Below are 17,294 nucleotides of genomic sequence, written 5' to 3'. Positions count from 1 at the left end.
CCATCGGTCATCACTTCGACGTTCAGCGGCGTCCACAACTCCGCGGCATCCGAATTGTGCAGCAGGTTGGTGTGGGATTCCTCGAGGAGAAGTCCGCGTAACTCGCCCGAATGTGGATAGTGATCGAAGCGGGCAATATTGCTGGCCGCCGTCTTTTCCCAGCGGTCCACTCCGAAATACGTTGCAGTCGATGCGCGCGTAAACGTCCAGTCGTCCGGGATGGCGGGATCGGCAAGAAAATTCAGATCGAGGGTCGGCGCATCGGGGTCTGGTGGCTGCGGTGGTATCGGCGCGGCCGCGCGAGCAAAGGACGCCATGCAGCGCGGCGGAAGTATCATGTTTGCTCCGATCATGGGTTAATCTCCGGCGACACATTCGCCCGTCGTGCCCGATGCGTAAATGCGCCTGATCCGCAGGGGATGCCACCCAGCCTCGAGCGGCACAACGATCTCTGTTCCGCGAGCGGTGATCACATGAAAGTCTCCCGCTTTGGTCACGCATAGGGCACGCGAAACGAAGGGCATATCGTTATCGTCATCCGGGACTACTATCCACAAATCAAGCAGGCTATCGAGACCCGTCGCACTGTGCGGGTAATGATCTATCGCCTTCTTCGTATTATCCATACGGGAATCCTTAGTGTAGTTAAGAGAAGCGTTTGCGCGGCCCGTCCCTGCGCTGATCGTCGCCCTCGTCGATGAAGAAGAGAGTTGCTCGAGCCGTAGACCGTGAAATTGCCGGTAGCTCCCGCTCGAAGGCGGTCGTATGCGCTATTTAGAACACTAGTTGCAGGTTTCTGTTTACCACGTGATGTTCTTGATTGAGTCAACGTCGGTAGCCGAGTCGATCTGCGCCGTGAGCGCGATGCGCTTGCCGACCACCGCCCCCACCGCAGCCTGATGGACCTGCGACTTCTGCAGAACCTTGGCAGCGAGGTCGACCACCGTCTGCCCCGAAGCCGACGCGATCGCGGTCAATAGAGGCACGGCGACCGAACGGTCATCTGCATAGGCCCGCGCCTCCGCGAATTGCTGAGGCCAAGTCTCCACCTCTAGCGTCGGATATGCCGCCGAAATCTTTGCAAGATCCTGATTGCAGGCGCTGTTGATCATGGCGCTTTGGATCGATCGAGCATCATCAAGCGACACAGCCTGCGAAGTGCCCGTGTACACCACTCCATTGGACAAATATGGCTCGACGGTGACCTGTTTTGTAAAGGCATCTGACACAACGCTGTCCGCGACCGGGTACACGTTGTTAGCTGTCAGCCAGGCAGCCGAAGGCACACCACCGGCATGACTCACGTTCGGGAACAGGTGTCCGATGAAATCGACCTCGAATGAGCCGTCCTGCTTCTGAATTGCGTAGCGCATGACCTTCCCTTATTAGGTACCCCAATACGTTTTCTGATCCGCTGTTAGCAGATTTTGATCGGCTTCTGACAGCCCCTCCGGGAACACGCTAACTTCTCCGTATAACGCAGCGATGTTCCGAACTCCCGACAACCAGCCGTACCCACCGATGCCAAGGAAGTTCGAGCCGAGGCCACCGGCCCCCACGCTGCCTTGCCGCTTGACACCGTTGAAGAGGCACCAGCTGTCAGTGCGGTTGTAATACTCGAGGATCACTCCGGATCTGCCCGGCGTGATGCCGATGATTGCGCTGAAGCGGTCTACATCATATGCATACATCGCATACGCCCCTGTCGCTGTTTCGTAAAGTTCAACAGGCGAGTTGTTGCTCTCCAGCAGGATTGGGAAGAATTCGCTGCCCACGGGTTCCTCAAACGTTACGACGGACGACCGGGCAAACGGCTGCTCGAAAGTCAGCGATGCCGCGGGCGTAGCCGTGGCCATGTCCTGCCCACCAGCGCTGTCGATTCCCCCATTGGTGGAAATGACAGGCCGGTTCCTGGACGTCGGCATCGTGAGCAAAACACCCGAACGGACTATCTGCGGTTGCGCCTCGGGAATGTCTCGCATCAGCGGCGCTGCATCCATCTGGTCATACCAGGTCGCGACAAATCCAGACGCGCCGCCAGTAAATGCCAGCAACCCTGCGACGTTCAAATCTCCGCTAACCGTGAAGCCAATATCGGTGGTGGCATTGTCGCTGTCGCGCCGCACGCGAATGCAAGGCCCGAAATATCGTCCCGTTAGCCGCCGCATGCTCCATGCTCCGGCTGGCCGTGCCCCTAGCAAATCCAGTATCCCCGTATAAGGCACCGTTGTAGCCATCAGCAATCGCCGTGATAACCGACTCATTGGTTTTGCCCCGCAACGAATCCAGAGTAGGTCACACCACCGTCCTGCGTGAAAATCACGAAGGTATCGAACTTTCCAGCGGTACCCGTCAGCGATGGTGCAATGCCTTGCGGCCAATTGATATTCGATGGCCAGACAATCGCTGAGCCTAAGCTGTTATTCACGACGAGCAGGAACGCCGCGAGCACACCAGCGGCGGGCGGATTCGCGAGCGAGATCGTTGTTGTTGCGCCAACAGCGACTGTAAGATTAAACAGGATCTCAGGGTTGCCGTCTGCTATCGGTGTCAGGTCAAGCGTGACGGACGCACCTGGATTGAGATTGACAACGACGGTTTCTGGCAGCCCTTCAAGGTCGCCGAATTCGCCCGATGTCGCAACCTTCGCGAGCCGTGGCTTGTTGAGGATCTTTGCGATGCCGTCTTCCGCACCCCAGTCCGCGTTCACCTGCGCTGCCGGAATATCCGGCTGGTCCTCCAGGTCGTCGAAGCTTCCGCTCGTTGCGACCTTCGCAAGATTCGGGCGATTGAGAATCTGGCCGGGCCCGCTTTGCGCGTCCCAGTCGGGGTTCAGCGAAAGCCAGTTGCGCGCGCTGCCGTCGGCTGCGTCCGGGTCCGTCGTGTTGTTGTCTGCGAGGTTGAACCAGAAGCCCGACAGGTCCGCGCGCAACAGCACCGCGCCCTGCGGGTAGCCGCCTACGTTTGGGTCGTTTGCGAATGAACCGTTATATGTGAAAGACCCGCCCAACTGCGCCCACCGAGCCGTGAGCGCCAGCAGATAGAGAATTCCATTTACGTCCTTCCCAAACGGTGGGATGCCGCCTTTCAGCGGGTCGGTCATCGTAAGCGGCGGAAAGCCGTCAACCAGGGACGCAGCGCCCTTCGTCGTACCGATCTGCGATTGTTGCGGGATATCGTTGCGCTGGCCATGCTGTGCAAATGGCACAGGCATAAGCGTCGGAAATTGTTTCGCTTCCATGTGGCGTTGCCTTTAGAGACTGACTACGTTCGAAGGAAACGTTGCGGCGTTGCCCGCCTGCAATTGCGCGAGCGCCTGCTTGCATGCCGACACATACTTCGCGGCGGCTTTAGCGAATGCCATGAACGTGGCCGTATCAGGAAACACATGCGGCTTGTCGCTCGTATCGGTCCACGGCAACGTCGTTTGACCGTTCGTGAACTCCTGATATAGAGCGACGAACTGCGCTTCGGCGCTCATGGTGGACACCTCGCTCTCCGACACGCCGTACGTCCCATTCAGCGCGGGGGTCGCCACGCAAGCGACCTCGATGCCCTGCGCTATCGCCGCCGCATATTGCTGGCCAGGAGTCAGCGAAGGCTCGACATACGCACCGATGTCTCCGTATTTGCCTGCGACAAGATCGGCGTAGATCTGGCGTCCGTGGTCGACCGGATCAGCTTCCGCCGCGAGGAAAGGAAGTGGCGTCGCAAATTCTGCAAACTGAACCACGCAATGAATCGTTTTTCCGTCTGCACTGGCGAAGACCGGCTCTGTAATGCTTGTGTAGTGCATCATGCAATCCGTTGAGCGAGAAACAGCTGGATTGAATTGCTCCCGAAGGCCTCGTAGGGATTCGTGAGCGCGAGAGTCCGCCATGTGCCCGGAAGGGCAGTGTTACCGGCGGCGCCATAGGCGATAAGGCCGGAGACAGTTGAACCAAGGCTACTGGCTGCGCTATTGGAACCGACGCAGAATGAGCCGACTGTCGCAAAGCCGACGTCATAAGTCAGGTAGTTCCCAGCTGGCTGCTTGCCGTTGACTTGGCTCTGAAGATCATCGTGGACGCCGTTTATGTTGTTCTGGAGGTTCCGGACGTTGGCATTCAGTTCTTCTTCGAAGACGAAATTGCCAAGGTCGGTTGAGTCAACAGTGGCGGAAAGGCCAGCGCCATTCGCGCGCCAGCCGACATGAACCTTGTTGTCCGCCTGACCGGCGCCCCCACCCTGCTCGACGGGTGTGAATCCGAGAGGGGCCTGGAAGGCGGGCTTGTTGAGGATCATCCCGGGCCCGCTGTCTGCGCGCCAGTCGGGGTTCAGCGAAAGCCAGTTGCGCGCGCTGCCGTCGGTAGCATCGGGGTCGGTCGGGTTGTTGTCCGCGAGGTTGAACCAGAAACCCTCGCCGTCCGCACGCAACAGCACTGCTGACTTTGGATAGCCACCAACATTCGGGTTGATCGCGAACTCTCGGTCGTACGTAAATGAACCGCCTGCCTGCACCCATCGCGCAATGGCAGACAGCAGGAACAGGATACCGTTGAAGTCCTTGCCGTCAGGCGGAATGCCTCCCTGCGTCTTGGGCTGCATCGTGGTAGATGGGAAACCATCGTTCAGCGATGCCGCGCCGGGGGTCTCAGCGGCCTGCGATTCCTCCGGGATCGTGTTTCTAAGCCCATTTGCCGCAAACGGCAGCGTGACAAGAGAGGGTTTCTGGTTAGCTTGCATTCAGGACACCGCTGGAAAACACGCCTTGGTTAAATGGCTGGAAGTCGTTGGCCTCGTTCGAAAAGCCAAATACATCGTCAGAGGCTTCGACGATGTTGCACAACACACCTGTCGGCCGCGGAAGCACGCCGGATTGCGTCAGGATCGCAACCTCCAGAACCGACAGCTCGAACTCGAAGACGTACTGCATGGTCATTCGACCAGTGTCGAGGACATAGCAGCGGCCCCGCCCGGCGAACAGGTAGCCGAGCAGCTTGTTCAGCGACGCGCACGAACAGTCTGTGATGTTCGCCATCGCCTTGGTCATGATCAGCGTGCGATAGGTCTCCGGATCGACCTCGACGTTTCTAACGACCGGTGGGGAACCGTCGTTGAACACACCGTAGTTGAACGGCTGCACGCCTGTCGTCGGACGGGATGCGTCAAATGCTTCGGCAAACCCAAACTGTGCGGGCGGTAGTGCGGCCTGCACCATGCGCGAAACGTTGACGATCTTCCCCCAGATCTCGAGACCGTGGATATTGGCCGTCTCGACATTCCAGATCGTGTTGAAAAAATTCTCGAGGTCCGCTCCGGGATCGATGCACTGGTTCAGGTAATCGATCAACCCGGTGATGGTCAAACTATTTGCGTACTGCGCCAGCAGCGTAGCTTCGACGTTTCTCATAGCTACACCTGCACCACAGCAATGTTGGACGGATCGAGCGTTGGATACTGGTCGATGCCGAACGACAGCGATGTCTGATTGACGTTCATCGGATCGAAGCCGAGCGAAATGGAGAAGATGTTCACGTTCTCATCTGTCTCAGCCACGCCGGCGTAATACCGACCCGCGTACGTCGTGGAGCCGATGCGCGCCCTCGCGCGACCGTCGTCGCCGTTGAACGCCGCAAGGATGGCCTGCTGGATCAGCTCACCGATGTTTGACGGCAACAGGTCATTGGCCTGAATCTGAACCATGAAGTAGCACTGGACTGGCGCCGCAGTCACCCACAGAATTTCATATTGGGGCTGCGGCTGTTCGTAGCTGGTGTCAAATACGATGTACGAGGTATCTCCGTTGTAGTCGCAACCAGGTGCCTTCTTGTTCCAGATCGCCTGCGCGATCGCCGATGGCTCGCCACCGACGACCGATACAAACAGGGAATGCGCGAGCAACGGATAGTTCGTCGCCCCGAAAATCACCACCTTGCCTTTCGGGTTGTCGAGTACGCAGGCGTCGAGGACGTTCGGCACCGACAGCACCCTCGCGTACACCGATTGCACCATGTTGACCGAATTCGCCGCGACAGAAAGGCGTCGCCGCGCTTCGAATGCGGCGCGGCTCTCCACGTTCTGCCCGGGGAATCCTGCTGTCAGGTTCGTCACCCGATCCCAGCCCTGCGCGGCCGTAAAAATCCTCGACAACGCCCCAATTGGGCATGCGATCGGACCGGTTGTCTGGCATTGAAACTGCACGTCGACATACCCAGAACCTCCAATCGTCGCCGCGCTCTGCGAACTGTACAAATAGCCGTTGACATCGCGCGCGACAGAGCCCGCCGGAATGGGTGACCCTACAAGCCCATAGCATCGACCTGTAACGACAGTCCCCGTCGCTGCCATCCGGTCCAGAAAGTAGATGCGGCCGACGGCGTCCTGCCAGCGGCCAGTCGCCCTGTCAGGATCGACCTGGTTGGAGACCTCCAGAATGTCGTCGTTCTTCGCGCCAACGATCGCCGTAAGCGACTGCGAGAGCTGCCCCTGCGGGCTCGTCAGTTGCGGATTGACGCCGCCCCCAAACGCGGCGTTGATGTCCGCCTGCTGCCCACTGAGAATGTCCGATTCGGCGGGCGCGACCGGCCCCTGATCCGTCCACCGGATCGCTGGAACGTTCGTCTTCGCCATCAGAAATTCACCGTCTGCGTATTGCCGTCCGTATCGGTCACCGCGATCTGGCCGGTGAGCTTGCGGTTATCGAGCGCGAGGCTGAGCACCGTGGCGCTTGCCACGTTCGGTACCGTCTTGGCTGCCTTCACGATTTCCGATTTGACGAACGAGGCCGGGGGAAACTGGCCGAGGATGTTTTGCCAGTAAGGCAAGCCGAGTGTGGTGTCGTACCAGCACTCGCCGAGGAACGTGCGAACCGCGCTGGCTACGTCCTGCGCGATCTGGTATGGCTCAGTCGCGACGGCGATGTTTCCCGCAGCGTCGAGCACAAGGTCCCACGCCGTCTGGTCGAGCAGAAGCGTCTTTGTCATGGAAGAAGGTAGAAATGCAGAGAGCTCCAGCCGGTTACTCGGTCTGGGGCTCTCGCCTGTTGCTGGAACGGGTCGCGCGCTACAGCGGCGGGCTTGTCGTGCCACCCTCCGAATCGCGGTGCGTGTGGTCGTGGAGGCTCTTGCCACCACCGACCACATCTTGATCGGCAGTCAACGTGCTCCTGATATGCGCGCCCCCACCAAAGCCGCCGTCGCCTTGGGTCATCGCTCCATCGAGACCGATCACTGGAGCCGCGGTATCAACGGATGCGCCGGCCTGTAATCCGATCTGGTCGTCGGCCTGCATGATGATCGTCGGCGCCAACATGCGGATCCGCACGGGCGACACGATGTCGATGCCGTTGGGCCCGATAAGCACGTATTGGCTGGGAGGACCGGACAGCACCGTCGCCACGTACACCGAGTCCGACATGTCGAACTTGCGCAGACTGCCCGGCGCTGATACGTCGCGGTTCGCGCGCGCGGAGGAGGTATCTCGATCGCACACAACGACCAGTCCGATATCGCCGGGCTGCGGATCGAGGATCACCGCGTTCGAGCCGCCCTGAATGCGGAGATATGGGACGGTGTGCACGATCCCGTGCTCTACCACCGTACCCGTCCCGTCGAGTTGCGACACGCACGGTTGCACATCAAGCGTGCCGATGCCCTCGACCGTTCCGTTTTGGCTTACCGCAACCACCTTGCCTAGATACGCGGTGCGGACTCTCGAGAGTAGCTGCTCGACGACCTGGCGCTGCCGTTCATATTCGCCGGATAGCGAATTCGGCGTAATGCCGGAGATCGCTGCGTTAGTTCTGTCTGACACTGAGAAAACCCTCTGGACATAGATTTAGATGGCTGAACCATGGACCATCCGGCGTAATCGTGGACAGGTTGTGATCGGACCGCTGAACGACCCAATCACCGGAAGCCATTGGCACCATCGACTGAACATTCACCTTTTGGCCGAACATCAACTCAGGGCGCCACTCGCACGCGACCTCGATTCCTGTCGGGGTGAAAGTTGGGTATCCGATCATTCCTGTGTCTGCTGAAATTGACACCGTCCGGTTGAAATTCGGTGTTGCCCCGTTCGGCCAGATGTGAAGCACCTGCTGGTCGAGCATTGCGATGGTCTGTGAAGCCGTTGCTACGCGCTCGATCTGGTCAAGCACGCTGCCGTGCAAATATTGACCTGATAGCCGAGCCGTCACGTTATGGGGCTCAAACCCGAAACCAGCCTGCTTCGCGAGTCCTCCGATGATGCTCGCGACATCCTGCGTCCCTGGGTACGTGTTTGCTGGTGCTGCCTGAATGCGTTGAAGGAACCCCGCCTGCGCGTTCACGAGAAACGACACCTCGGGGCTTCCACTGAAATCGGTCACTGCCGACCAGACCGTCCCAACGAAAACAGTATTCGTGAAACCACCGACGTTCCCGGCGTTGACCGTGATCTGATCTCCGTTCACCGCGATACCGGATAGCGCGCGAGTCGCAAGCGCACCCATGTCGGCGAGCTTCATCCCGTAGATGCGAAGGCTCAACGAGGGGATCGCCATCCCGCCGCCATTGTTCGAGATAATCGCCTGAACCCGATGCCCTGACAGGCCGAGCGTTTTGCTGCCGCCCGGGAATGTCGTCTTTGCGAGGGCGAACTGCACGTCGATGCGTCGCTGCGCGAAGGTCATGCCGACTCTCCCAAGTACTGGAGGAGCCAGCGCGTACCGAGCGCGGTGTACTCCGGGTCCTCCTCGCCTTGCGTATCGACGAAAACGAGATCCCCGCTGAAACCGAGGTAGGCCTGCCGGACCAGATACACACGGTCGCGGCATAGCACGCCGGCCATCACCAGCTCACTGCCCACATACAGGTCGAGGTACAGGCCCGTGCTCTTCTGGTGCACGTGGATGCCGCAGTTTTGCTGCGCGAGCTTGACACTCAGGCTTTGCGACGGAACAGCGCCGAGAGGAATTGTTTGCATATCAGGTGAAGGTTCCGACGCCGGCAGTTTCGAGCGTGCTACGCACCCCCGACTTCACCTGCGTCATCTGCGTCCTAATCGTGTTTTCGATGATTGATACCGACTGCTGCGCCGAACTGAAGGCGCTCTGCACGCTCGCGACCGCCTCTTGTAACGGCGTTTGCTGATTCGTTGGCGCGAGGGTGGTATCGACCGTGCAAACCCAACCTCGGCTCTGCGGATCGTTGCCAGAAGGTTCGACCGTATTGGCATACGTTGCACTGGCGGAAACCCGCACCTCGACGAAATGCACCTCCGCGATAATCAAACTGACGCCGTTCGTATTCGTGCGCTTGTAGTCGACGCGATCGATGTTGTAGCTGTCGAGCGTTTCGTCTGGCGTCACGACGGTCACCAGTTCAAGCGAGCTTCGCAGAAACTTCAGTTCCTGAAGAAACAGCTCGCGGCTCATGTTCTTCCCGCCGCAAGTGAGGCGCAATGTCAATTCTTGCGGCACCGCGGTTTTGTTAAAGGAAGCGAAACCACCCTCCTCGACGGGATACGTCGCGACCCTGTTTTCGCCCCTGTAGCTCAGATCTGCAACTGAATCGGGCGTGATTCTTACAACACCTTGTTGGTCGACAACGACCCACAGCGGCGCCTCACCGGGAAGGAGGCCGAAGTAGTCGATCGATTGCAAAAACTGCGTGACGCCAGTCCGCACGCCAATGGCGAGTGGCAGCCGGTTCAAGTCGGGCACACCTGGCAACAGCGGGACGTTCGGAAAAGGAATGAGCGGCATTGGTCGATCGAAGTGTTTTCGAGATTAGTGCACAAGGCGCTGCGGTACGATGACCGGTTTGCAAAAAGGAGAAGGGCATGAGACTGGCTTGCGCACTCGCCGTTGTCGCGGTCGCTACCGCCTGCGCACAAGGTGCCGTGGCGGCGGGAAACAGCTTCATGGAATGCCGACAGCGCGCCGCGATCGTCGGGCGCGTCGCGTCGTTACGCGATATCCGATATTCACCGAAGGACCAGCACGCGAACATCGAAGCTGAGATGAAGGCACAGGTCCCGAAGGAATCGTGGCTGACGACAAAAGACCTGAAAAACATCGTCAATCAGGTCAACTTCAATCCGACGTTCACACGCTTTGACGCCAACACAATTGCGACCGCCATGCTCGATGACTGCCTGCACCCTGCGGACGCATACCGCCCCGACAGCCGCTATCGGCCACTCAAGTAGCTACGCCATTCCCCAAGCAGAATTGGCCGCGATCAGCCCGTTCTGCTGAATATCCCGGCGCAGATCGGCGCCTACCTTGGCCCCGTCGCTGGGATCGCTTGCGACAACCGTAATGGATCCGATGCTCACCTCGGACGAGTTATGGTTTGTCGTGGCGCCGCCGCCATATTGGGCGTTGCCCGCCGCGGTCAGCATCGAGCCCATCGACGGACCGCCTCCCATGCGTCCCAAGATCGCCGGGGCATACTGCGCCGTCTCGGCCGGCGCGCGCGCCATACCCTTGCGGTCCACGTTGCCTTCGCCCCAGTTGTATGCGGAGAGTGACAGCGAGAGGTTGCCGCGATAGCGCCGCATCAATCCGGCCATCTTGCGCGCGGCCGCGCTGGCCGACTGCACCGGGTCCATCGGGTCGATACCATACTCGCGCGCCGTCGCGGGCATAAACTGAAACAACCCACGTGCGCCCGCTCTAGACACCGCCGCAGCGTTGCCGCCGGACTCTTGCTGGGCCATCGACGACAGCAGACCCGGCGGCAACCCATGTTGCTTCTCGAGTCCCGCGAAATTCAACTTCGCGGCCCAATCCTGGACCCTACGGCTGACTCCAGCCAGAGGACTGCCGACTGGCTGCTCGGCAGCGCGGGCGTTTGTCGACAAAACGGTCGCGATTTCCCGTGCCGCACCGAGAAGCGCCCTCGATGCCTCGCGTTGCAAGTTCGATGCTGCGTCCTGTCGCCTTGCTGCGTCCTTGAGCGGTTGAGCCGCTTCCTTGAGTGGCGCGGACAACTGATCGCCGAGTTGCGCCACGCGCTGCTGCGCGTCTGCCGTCAACTTGACGCCGCCCCGGTCCTTCACACTATTCAGTTCTTCCTGCGTGAAGCCGCCAGCGGAGTCGAGTTTGCTGCGGTCAGTGTTCGTGAGAATGTCCGACAGCGACCGATATTTCCCGTCCGACTGATCCGAAATGAACTTGTCGAGCTTGTCTCGCAGCGCATCGCCGATCTTCCATCCCGCCACGCCCGAAGCCGCAATACCGCCGAACCGCGCAAGGCCGCCAAGAGCACCGGCCAGACCGCCCACCGCACCGGTCAGCATCTTGATCCCGCTCAGAGTGCTCCCGGCGAGCAAAACGCCAAATATTGTCCCGGAAGCGTTCGGGTGCGCCTCCATCACCTTACTCAGCTCCTTCAGGAATTCCGTCAGCCCTTTCACGGCCGGATTAAGGTCTGTGAACAGGGTGTTCTTGACGTCCTGCCACGTATTGCCTAGTTCCGCCCACGCCTGGCGCGTCGCCTCTGCTTGGCGGACGCTTTCTTCTGTGACCTTAGAATTGCGAAAGTTGGCCTCATAGACGCCCTGCAACCCGTCACGCCCCTGGCGAAGCATGTTCAAGGTGCCCTCGTCGATGCCAAGATTGTTCGCCCAGAACATCTGATCCTGGCGATTCGGCATCTTCTGAAACGCGGCCGAGAGGTCGAGCAGCACGTCCTTCATCGGCCGCATCTTGCCGGCCGAGTCCACGAGCTGAACATTCATGGCGCGCAACGTCGCGACGACTGGATTGTTCGCGTCGCCTGCCTTCAGCGCTTCAACGCCGCTGAGAATAGACTGAACGGACCTGTCGAAGCCTTCGGCCGTCCCGCCTAGCGCCGCCTGCGCGCTCTTGTGCCACGCATCGAGTTCGCGTGCAGCCATGCTGAAGTTACGGGCCGTCGCGCCGATCTGCGCCTGGCCGCCGACAACCGATGCGAAAAAGCTCTTGATACCCGCTGCGCCCGCCGCAACGCCGGCCATCGACAGGATTTCGTTGCGGACCTTCACGTAGCCCTGCGCAAGTTTTGCGGCTTGCTCCTGAGCCTTCTTCGCGGCAGCGATCTGTTCGTTGCTCGCCTTTTTCGCCGAGTCGGTAACCTTCTTGGCGTTCGCTTCCTGTCCGGTGGCAAGTTGCTTGCCTGCGCGGTCAGTCTCGCTGACCCCCTTCTGATAGCCAGAGACGTCCAAGCCGAGCATTACGACCAAGCTGTCAATGATTGTTGCCACGAGCCACCATGTTCTGGTTGTGAATGTTCACGGAATGGACCTCGATCATGTCCCACATGTCTTCGAGGCCGTAGATCGTCTGCAACTCGTGCGGGCTGCACAGCCTGCTGCTGATCACAAACCCAATGGAGTGCGGGACATTCGCGTATGCCATCAACGGCACGTTCGGGCCGTCAGGTATGCCGAAATCCAGTACCTGACGGCCTGCTAAAAACCCGTGTGCAGACGGAACACCTCTCGTCGCAATTTGACGCGAGTGGCGACTTCCTCGATGTCGTCGGCGACGAGACTTCGGACCACGCCTGGATCGTTCGCGTTGGGGCAAATCTGCACGCACCCCATCATCTCGTCGAGCAGCGGTTCGGCGTCGTGGAAGTCCACGCGCATTAGCGCCTCCAGTCCGATGCGCGCCATCGCCGCCATACCCTCACGCTCAATGCCCGCTGGCAAGTCAACGCCGGATCGCCCCAGCGCGAGCAGCGCGCGAATGGCCCACTTTTCGGCGGAGTCGGCCGACATCTCCGTGAGCTTGAACATCTTCCCCGCGTCGCGGCTACCGTCGGCCGGCACGGTGTACGTCAGCGTCTTTCTCATGCTGTCGTGCCTCCGGCAGAGCGCTCGCCGATGCAGCGCTCGAACGCAATGGTGTAGATGACGTGTTCCAGCACCCGTTTCGCATTCACGATGTTGTAGCCGGAGCGCAAGATCCCATTCATCAACGAATACTTCCGCGCGATCGACGGAATGGAAATCGAGCCGTTGCAGTAATAGACCTCGCGCGCGGTGCGCTGCGCGGTCATCCAGTTTTCGAAGAATTCGAGCGACGGCGAATCGGGCATGATCGCGACACGCAGATTCGTCGGGTTGAACACAAAGCCACCACTCATATGGCCGTCCACGCCCATGACAATCTCTGCCACGTCGACGGCATCGGCACTGAACGCGTCATCGGCCGCATACCCTTGAATCGCCTGCGGCGTGGGATACAGGTTCGTCACGGCAAGACTGAACGCCGAGTTTGCCGAAGTGATTGTTGACATCGAGGCACTCCAGAAAAGCGAAAGCCGCCCGAAGGCGACTTTCAGATGTGTGAGCGGAGATACCCGCACACGTCTACGTCAAATGGATCCGTCAGCGTCAGACCACGCAGATGCTGGCGAGATCGAGTTCCTGAATGCTCTCGCCATCGGTGTAGAAAAGCGTCATCGACGGGCTGCCGCGCCGCGCGCGGATATCCGCGGTCGCAGGTGCGATGTGCAGATAGAAGCCCTTCGCCTCGATGGTCGTTGAGGCGTCGAAGCCGAGCATGTTCTGGATCTGCGCTTTTTCGGATTCGGAGAGCGGGATACCTGTGCGGATCGCACCGTAGTTGACGGCCTTCGCAATGGGGTCCATGCATGCCGCGTCGACCATCGAATAGCCCTGCGTGTTGTACGGCAGCGAGCCGACGCCAATCAGCAACTGCACCATCGCAAGCTGGAGATTGGCGTTCATCCAGATCTGATTCAGGAAGCTGTCGAGCCAGGCCCACTGACCCGAGATCGTGCCGCCGTACACGAAATTCCACTGCGTGGTCGCGTTCGCGTATGCGCCATAGAAGTTGTAACCGTTGGCCTTCAGCGCGAGCGCGTCCGACCCGTTCTTGACCGAAGGCAGCAGTCCCGACTGCATACGGAAGGCCAGCGTCGTGCGCCCGTTCAGGCGGTCGAAGTCGAGCGACGCGGCGAAGCCCAGTACGAAAGCCGCGTGGGTGTAGTCGCCGCAAAGCGGCACCGAGCCGTCCATGTTCGCGTACTTGACGGCATAGCCCCACGTCGACGTCGAGCCGGCCACCTTCGCCTGCGGGTCCGAGTCGAAGCCGACGTACGCAAAGCGCTGATCCGTGCTGTTGGCCCACTTCGAAAACGCGATTTTGTCCGCTGTCTTGGGCTCCCATGTGGTTGCGAACAGCGCCCAGTTCTGCGTGACGTTAGCGATCAGATTCGCCATGAAGGTCTGAGGGTCTGCAGCGTCGGCGCCCTGGGACACCGTCGTGCCCGATGCAGCATCGAGGCCGAGCGCTGTCGCGGCAGCGCCGGTCGCGGCGGCAATGGTGGACGCGGCACCGGTTGTCACATCCGTCACGACTAACGCCTGCGACAGCGAGTCGAAGGTGACTGCCAGGCCAAGTTCGGTCGAAAGCGTCTGCGCCGCGTCCGAGAAGCTCGTTACGGCAGACAGGTCGATCTCCGCCGAATGATCGACGCCACTCACCGTGATGGCGAGCGGGCCGCTAACCTGCTTGAGCTCGTCGAGCGACATCGCGGCGAGCGACGCGCCGCGCACCCAAGCGGAGACGGGTTCCTCGTTGTATTGCGCGAGATAGAGTTGTCCCGGCGTCCTCGTGCAATTCTGGAAGCCTCGGAAATAGATGGTAGCCATCTGCGCTTCGATCGACTGCGGGCCGGTGTACGCGCCCACGTCGTCGGCGTCCGCGAACGGAACGGCCTGACCGGTCGGCAATCGCGCAGATTGCGACAGGATGAAGCCGTTCAGATAGACGGCGCTCCCGGCGGCGGCCAGAACGCCCGGCAGAATCCTGACGATCTGCGAAATTGGAATGGCTTTGGGCATGGGTGCTCCAAAAAAAGCGGGCGCCCGAAGGCGCCCTGTGTGCGTGATGTGCGCGGCGGCTACTGCCGCAGGAACTTGTCGACGTCGATTAGGCCATTCCACGCCTGGACGGTCGTGGTTTCGGCCGTCACTGGGTTTCCGGCAGTGCCGATTTCGAGCTCGACGGCGAAGTCCTGCTGCAGCGTCACCTCGGGATTGATCTGCATCACGATTTCGAACGTCCACCGGTCCTCGTACTGCTTGCTGCCACCAACGATCGGGCCCTGTCGGGCTGCGGTTGCATAGAGCGGCTGCACGCCCGTGAGCTGGTCTGCGAAGAACTCGCACGCATAGATGTCACGAAAGAGCGTGGTGATTACGGCGGCGCGCTCGGATGAACCCGCGCCGTAGCAATCGAGTTGCGCGCGCCATTCGGTCGAGCGGCGCACGGTGCGCGTTTGCGCATTCGGGTCGTAGGTGGAGACGTTCGTGGCCAGCGGATCCTGGCGCAGCGGCGTCACGACGATGCACGGGCCGTCCGGCAAGGGCACGCGATTGCCTTGCCCGCGCACCACCTCGCAGTCCACGAGTGAATGCAAATACGCGCCGAGCGCGACGACGATCTGGTCTTCGGTGATGCTCGGCGCTATTGCTGGCATAGAACCACCTTGCACCAGTCCGGCCACGTTTCCAGCACCTGCACGACCAGCCACGTCGTGCCGCGCAGATCGGCGCGCACGCCGTCGTCGTCGGCAAACAGCACCAGATCGCCACCCTTCTTATCGCCCTGCACGACGCCCTGCACGTTGCCATACAGGTAGGCCGCGCGCAGCACGCCCTGAAGGTTGAGCCCCGCGATGTGCTGCAACTCCATCGCCGTCAACGCCTGCACCTGTGCGGTCACTCCGGTGTCGGCGTATTTCGGCACCTGCCGGAGGTCGGGCCCGGTGTCGTAGCCAGCACTGCGACGCAGCGTCGCGTCGGTCATCGGATTCACTGCCGCTATGATCGGCGACACTATTCCGTGCAGATTCATTCGCCGCTCCCCTCAACCACGTCTGAGCCGGTGCTGTTGATCATGTGGCTACTGTCGATCAGGGGTTTATCGAAGCCCTTCCGTGCGATCGTGGACTCCGCCAGCGGCGGGCTCGTCAGTTGCCGTATCGATTCCTGCAACTGGTCCTCCATGCCGAGGCCCATCGTCGCGAGCGCCTTGTCGACGTCGTATCCGGTGCTTTTCAGCACCGCGCCCAGGGCTGCACCCCAGCCGGCTTTGTTCTCGTGGATCATGTTGCGGAAGAACGGCCGCGGAAGTACGAAGTACTCGCCCTCGTCTGCCGCCACCGTATGACCGAACTCGTTGAGCGCCGCGACTTGCGCGACCGGCGTTCCGTCTGGATAGGTCGCCCCCTCCAGAAAGCCGACGCGCAGCGTCTTCGTTTGCAGCTTCTCGACGGCCTGTTGCAGATGCGCCTGTAGCGCACGGCCGCCCTTCATTACGCCCGCCATCATCGCCTCCCGAACCTGTCGCGGCCCCACGGATTGACGACCGGCGTCGGACCAGGCCAGTAGGTCATCATTCGATACTTCGCCGTCGCCTGCCAGAACGCAAAGCCGTACTTCGTCTGCGCATACCACTGCGCGCTGCCGGAGGGCAGGTCTAGCTGCGTTTGCACAGATACGCTGCCCTGTGTCGCGCTGCCGATGCGGCCGACGAGCGGCGACGGCGCATTGCCGTTCAACGGCGCGTTCAGCGCCGCGATGTGGGCCGTCACCATGTTCAGCAACAGCGCGCGCTCGTTCAGATCGCGCACAATGCTGCGCGGAGTGTTATCGCAGTAGAGCTGCGCCTCGTTGAAATACTCCTGCGCGGTTGCGGCCGACACCCACTTCGCCAGTTCCGGGTACCGCGCGGCCCACCGCGTGTACGAGAAGTGCACTACCCCTGCGGTAGTCATGATCAACTCGCGCGGCGCGTGTCATCCGTCTTGAGACCCTTCGGCAGATTGTCCGGGTCAAGACGCTCGAGATTCGACTTCTCGCCCTCCATCTCCTTCGCATGCGCGACCGTGCTTCCGTCCTGCGTATGCGCGAAGATCATGCCGTTCGTGATGTAGTCGGACTTCTCGTTCTGCGCCAGCCATTCGTCCCAAAACGCTTTCGGGATGTCGTGCGTGAGCGCGTAACCGGCGACGATGCGCTGGTGAGCCCCTTTGTTTTGCGGGAACGAATTGCCTTGAAAGATAAAGGCCTTCGTATCGGGGCGCGGCTCATAGACCCTGAACTTGCGAACGCCTCCGCCCATGACGGGCTCCGCGCGCTCGACGGCATTGTAAAGTCGTGCGATGAGGTCCATCGGCAGCTTCGATGCAACGATGACGGTTGCATTCGCTTCCACGTCGTTGCTTTTCTTCAGGGCAGCAGTCGATTCCTGAGTTGCCATGCGTATTTCTCCACGTCAAATAGAAACCGCCCGGACGTGCCGG

General features: G+C 60.5%; 25 protein-coding genes. 1 reads left to right on the top strand and 24 read right to left on the bottom strand.

Translation table 11 applies throughout. The features are described from left to right. From HWY30_RS26470 to HWY30_RS26405, 14 genes are all read right to left on the bottom strand, one after another. Window positions 1–353 (bottom strand): hypothetical protein (locus HWY30_RS26470; protein ID WP_208524326.1); only part of this gene is annotated, 353 nt, incomplete at its 3' end. 3 nt (window positions 354–356) lie between these two features. Then, window positions 357–626, bottom strand: coding sequence for a spike base protein, RCAP_Rcc01079 family (locus tag HWY30_RS26465; protein ID WP_090804484.1), 270 nt, complete (start codon window positions 624–626; stop codon window positions 357–359). Between the two features lie 174 nt (window positions 627–800). Further along, window positions 801–1,373 carry a hypothetical protein gene (locus HWY30_RS26460; RefSeq protein WP_090804482.1) on the bottom strand — a complete coding sequence of 191 codons (573 nt, stop codon included), beginning with the start codon at window positions 1,371–1,373 and terminating at the stop codon, window positions 801–803. A 12-nt stretch (window positions 1,374–1,385) separates the two neighbouring features. Further along, on the bottom strand, window positions 1,386–2,168 hold the full coding sequence (locus tag HWY30_RS26455) for an arabinofuranosidase catalytic domain-containing protein (RefSeq protein ID WP_167368646.1): 783 nt from the start codon (window positions 2,166–2,168) through the stop codon (window positions 1,386–1,388). Between the two features lie 92 nt (window positions 2,169–2,260). Continuing rightward, the gene (locus HWY30_RS26450) at window positions 2,261–3,241 is read right to left on the bottom strand and encodes a hypothetical protein (RefSeq protein ID WP_090804479.1); all 981 of its coding nucleotides are present in this window, start codon (window positions 3,239–3,241) and stop codon (window positions 2,261–2,263) included. 12 nt (window positions 3,242–3,253) lie between these two features. After that, window positions 3,254–3,733 (bottom strand): DUF4376 domain-containing protein, encoded by a 480-nt coding sequence (locus tag HWY30_RS26445; protein ID WP_143037163.1) that lies wholly within the window; start codon window positions 3,731–3,733, stop codon window positions 3,254–3,256. 62 nt (window positions 3,734–3,795) lie between these two features. Beyond that, entirely contained in the window at window positions 3,796–4,725 is a 930-nt protein-coding gene (locus tag HWY30_RS26440; protein WP_090804475.1) for a hypothetical protein, read from the bottom strand. Continuing rightward, window positions 4,715–5,392, bottom strand: coding sequence for a DUF2612 domain-containing protein (locus HWY30_RS26435; RefSeq protein ID WP_090804473.1), 678 nt, complete (start codon window positions 5,390–5,392; stop codon window positions 4,715–4,717). Before HWY30_RS26435 ends, HWY30_RS26440 begins: the two co-directional genes overlap by 11 nt. A gap of 2 nt (window positions 5,393–5,394) precedes the next feature. After that, window positions 5,395–6,612 (bottom strand): baseplate J/gp47 family protein, encoded by a 1,218-nt coding sequence (locus tag HWY30_RS26430; RefSeq protein WP_090804471.1) that lies wholly within the window; start codon window positions 6,610–6,612, stop codon window positions 5,395–5,397. Next, window positions 6,612–6,965: a contractile injection system sheath initiator gene (locus HWY30_RS26425; RefSeq protein WP_090804469.1), complete on the bottom strand. Its 354-nt coding sequence runs from the start codon at window positions 6,963–6,965 to the stop codon at window positions 6,612–6,614. The genes HWY30_RS26430 and HWY30_RS26425 overlap by 1 nt, the downstream gene beginning before the upstream one ends. 79 nt (window positions 6,966–7,044) lie before the next feature. Next, window positions 7,045–7,605 carry an oxidoreductase gene (locus tag HWY30_RS26420; RefSeq protein ID WP_208524325.1) on the bottom strand — a complete coding sequence of 187 codons (561 nt, stop codon included), beginning with the start codon at window positions 7,603–7,605 and terminating at the stop codon, window positions 7,045–7,047. Between the two features lie 172 nt (window positions 7,606–7,777). Continuing rightward, window positions 7,778–8,656, bottom strand: a complete 879-nt coding sequence (locus HWY30_RS26415) for a baseplate hub protein (protein ID WP_090804467.1) — start codon at window positions 8,654–8,656, stop codon at window positions 7,778–7,780. Further along, entirely contained in the window at window positions 8,653–8,949 is a 297-nt protein-coding gene (locus tag HWY30_RS26410) for a phage baseplate plug family protein (protein WP_090804465.1), read from the bottom strand. The genes HWY30_RS26415 and HWY30_RS26410 overlap by 4 nt, the downstream gene beginning before the upstream one ends. 1 nt (window position 8,950) lies before the next feature. Then, window positions 8,951–9,730, bottom strand: a complete 780-nt coding sequence (locus tag HWY30_RS26405) for a phage baseplate protein (protein ID WP_090804463.1) — start codon at window positions 9,728–9,730, stop codon at window positions 8,951–8,953. A 77-nt stretch (window positions 9,731–9,807) separates the two neighbouring features. Between HWY30_RS26405 and HWY30_RS26400 the strand changes: the two genes are divergently transcribed. Continuing rightward, complete coding sequence (locus HWY30_RS26400; protein WP_090804461.1) at window positions 9,808–10,176, top strand: hypothetical protein; 369 nt, start codon at window positions 9,808–9,810, stop codon at window positions 10,174–10,176. On the opposite strand, the gene HWY30_RS26395 is transcribed toward HWY30_RS26400, so the two are convergent. From HWY30_RS26395 to HWY30_RS26350, 10 genes are all read right to left on the bottom strand, one after another. Next, window positions 10,177–12,216: a transglycosylase SLT domain-containing protein gene (locus HWY30_RS26395; protein ID WP_143037162.1), complete on the bottom strand. Its 2,040-nt coding sequence runs from the start codon at window positions 12,214–12,216 to the stop codon at window positions 10,177–10,179. It lies immediately after the preceding gene. After that, window positions 12,200–12,370 (bottom strand): transglycosylase, encoded by a 171-nt coding sequence (locus HWY30_RS26390; protein WP_143037161.1) that lies wholly within the window; start codon window positions 12,368–12,370, stop codon window positions 12,200–12,202. Before HWY30_RS26390 ends, HWY30_RS26395 begins: the two co-directional genes overlap by 17 nt. Window positions 12,371–12,423: 53 nt before the next feature. Continuing rightward, a complete protein-coding gene (locus tag HWY30_RS26385; RefSeq protein ID WP_090804457.1) occupies window positions 12,424–12,810 on the bottom strand; it encodes a hypothetical protein in 387 nt (128 codons plus the stop codon). Then, a complete protein-coding gene (locus HWY30_RS26380; RefSeq protein ID WP_090804455.1) occupies window positions 12,807–13,256 on the bottom strand; it encodes a phage tail fiber protein in 450 nt (149 codons plus the stop codon). The genes HWY30_RS26385 and HWY30_RS26380 overlap by 4 nt, the downstream gene beginning before the upstream one ends. Window positions 13,257–13,353: 97 nt before the next feature. Next, window positions 13,354–14,829, bottom strand: a complete 1,476-nt coding sequence (locus HWY30_RS26375) for a DUF3383 domain-containing protein (protein WP_090804452.1) — start codon at window positions 14,827–14,829, stop codon at window positions 13,354–13,356. 59 nt (window positions 14,830–14,888) lie between these two features. Beyond that, on the bottom strand, window positions 14,889–15,467 hold the full coding sequence (locus HWY30_RS26370) for a phage neck terminator protein (protein ID WP_090804451.1): 579 nt from the start codon (window positions 15,465–15,467) through the stop codon (window positions 14,889–14,891). Then, on the bottom strand, window positions 15,455–15,844 hold the full coding sequence (locus HWY30_RS26365) for a hypothetical protein (protein WP_090804449.1): 390 nt from the start codon (window positions 15,842–15,844) through the stop codon (window positions 15,455–15,457). The genes HWY30_RS26370 and HWY30_RS26365 overlap by 13 nt, the downstream gene beginning before the upstream one ends. Continuing rightward, window positions 15,841–16,317 (bottom strand): hypothetical protein, encoded by a 477-nt coding sequence (locus HWY30_RS26360; protein ID WP_090804447.1) that lies wholly within the window; start codon window positions 16,315–16,317, stop codon window positions 15,841–15,843. Before HWY30_RS26360 ends, HWY30_RS26365 begins: the two co-directional genes overlap by 4 nt. After that, the gene (locus HWY30_RS26355; RefSeq protein WP_090804445.1) at window positions 16,317–16,766 is read right to left on the bottom strand and encodes a DUF4054 domain-containing protein; all 450 of its coding nucleotides are present in this window, start codon (window positions 16,764–16,766) and stop codon (window positions 16,317–16,319) included. The genes HWY30_RS26360 and HWY30_RS26355 overlap by 1 nt, the downstream gene beginning before the upstream one ends. A gap of 2 nt (window positions 16,767–16,768) precedes the next feature. Continuing rightward, window positions 16,769–17,251, bottom strand: a complete 483-nt coding sequence (locus HWY30_RS26350) for a hypothetical protein (RefSeq protein WP_090804443.1) — start codon at window positions 17,249–17,251, stop codon at window positions 16,769–16,771. Window positions 17,252–17,294: the final 43 nt, after the last annotated feature.

It is taken from the genome of Paraburkholderia tuberum STM678, from assembly GCF_902833905.1.
GTDB classification, from domain to species: domain Bacteria; phylum Pseudomonadota; class Gammaproteobacteria; order Burkholderiales; family Burkholderiaceae; genus Paraburkholderia; species Paraburkholderia tuberum.
Note: the sequence above shows the minus strand (reverse complement) of the source record. Positions and strands in the feature narration are given on the sequence as shown.

Bases quoted from the DNA above. Each gene is read 5' to 3' on its own strand.
- HWY30_RS26465 (WP_090804484.1), bottom strand. From the start codon at position 626: ATGGATAATACGAAGAAGGCGATAGATCATTACCCGCACAGTGCGACG.
- HWY30_RS26365 (WP_090804449.1), bottom strand. From the start codon at position 15,844: ATGAATCTGCACGGAATAGTGTCGCCGATCATAGCGGCAGTGAATCCG.
- HWY30_RS26375 (WP_090804452.1), bottom strand. From the start codon at position 14,829: ATGCCCAAAGCCATTCCAATTTCGCAGATCGTCAGGATTCTGCCGGGC.
- HWY30_RS26450 (WP_090804479.1), bottom strand. From the start codon at position 3,241: ATGGAAGCGAAACAATTTCCGACGCTTATGCCTGTGCCATTTGCACAG.
- HWY30_RS26350 (WP_090804443.1), bottom strand. From the start codon at position 17,251: ATGGCAACTCAGGAATCGACTGCTGCCCTGAAGAAAAGCAACGACGTG.
- HWY30_RS26380 (WP_090804455.1), bottom strand. From the start codon at position 13,256: ATGTCAACAATCACTTCGGCAAACTCGGCGTTCAGTCTTGCCGTGACG.
- HWY30_RS26455 (WP_167368646.1), bottom strand. From the start codon at position 2,168: ATGCGGCGGCTAACGGGACGATATTTCGGGCCTTGCATTCGCGTGCGG.
- HWY30_RS26390 (WP_143037161.1), bottom strand. From the start codon at position 12,370: ATGGCATACGCGAATGTCCCGCACTCCATTGGGTTTGTGATCAGCAGC.
- HWY30_RS26400 (WP_090804461.1), top strand. From the start codon at position 9,808: ATGAGACTGGCTTGCGCACTCGCCGTTGTCGCGGTCGCTACCGCCTGC.
- HWY30_RS26355 (WP_090804445.1), bottom strand. From the start codon at position 16,766: ATGACTACCGCAGGGGTAGTGCACTTCTCGTACACGCGGTGGGCCGCG.
- HWY30_RS26415 (WP_090804467.1), bottom strand. From the start codon at position 8,656: ATGACCTTCGCGCAGCGACGCATCGACGTGCAGTTCGCCCTCGCAAAG.
- HWY30_RS26440 (WP_090804475.1), bottom strand. From the start codon at position 4,725: ATGCAAGCTAACCAGAAACCCTCTCTTGTCACGCTGCCGTTTGCGGCA.
- HWY30_RS26405 (WP_090804463.1), bottom strand. From the start codon at position 9,730: ATGCCGCTCATTCCTTTTCCGAACGTCCCGCTGTTGCCAGGTGTGCCC.
- HWY30_RS26370 (WP_090804451.1), bottom strand. From the start codon at position 15,467: ATGCCAGCAATAGCGCCGAGCATCACCGAAGACCAGATCGTCGTCGCG.
- HWY30_RS26430 (WP_090804471.1), bottom strand. From the start codon at position 6,612: ATGGCGAAGACGAACGTTCCAGCGATCCGGTGGACGGATCAGGGGCCG.
- HWY30_RS26425 (WP_090804469.1), bottom strand. From the start codon at position 6,965: ATGACAAAGACGCTTCTGCTCGACCAGACGGCGTGGGACCTTGTGCTC.
- HWY30_RS26460 (WP_090804482.1), bottom strand. From the start codon at position 1,373: ATGCGCTACGCAATTCAGAAGCAGGACGGCTCATTCGAGGTCGATTTC.
- HWY30_RS26435 (WP_090804473.1), bottom strand. From the start codon at position 5,392: ATGAGAAACGTCGAAGCTACGCTGCTGGCGCAGTACGCAAATAGTTTG.
- HWY30_RS26385 (WP_090804457.1), bottom strand. From the start codon at position 12,810: ATGAGAAAGACGCTGACGTACACCGTGCCGGCCGACGGTAGCCGCGAC.
- HWY30_RS26410 (WP_090804465.1), bottom strand. From the start codon at position 8,949: ATGCAAACAATTCCTCTCGGCGCTGTTCCGTCGCAAAGCCTGAGTGTC.
- HWY30_RS26360 (WP_090804447.1), bottom strand. From the start codon at position 16,317: ATGGCGGGCGTAATGAAGGGCGGCCGTGCGCTACAGGCGCATCTGCAA.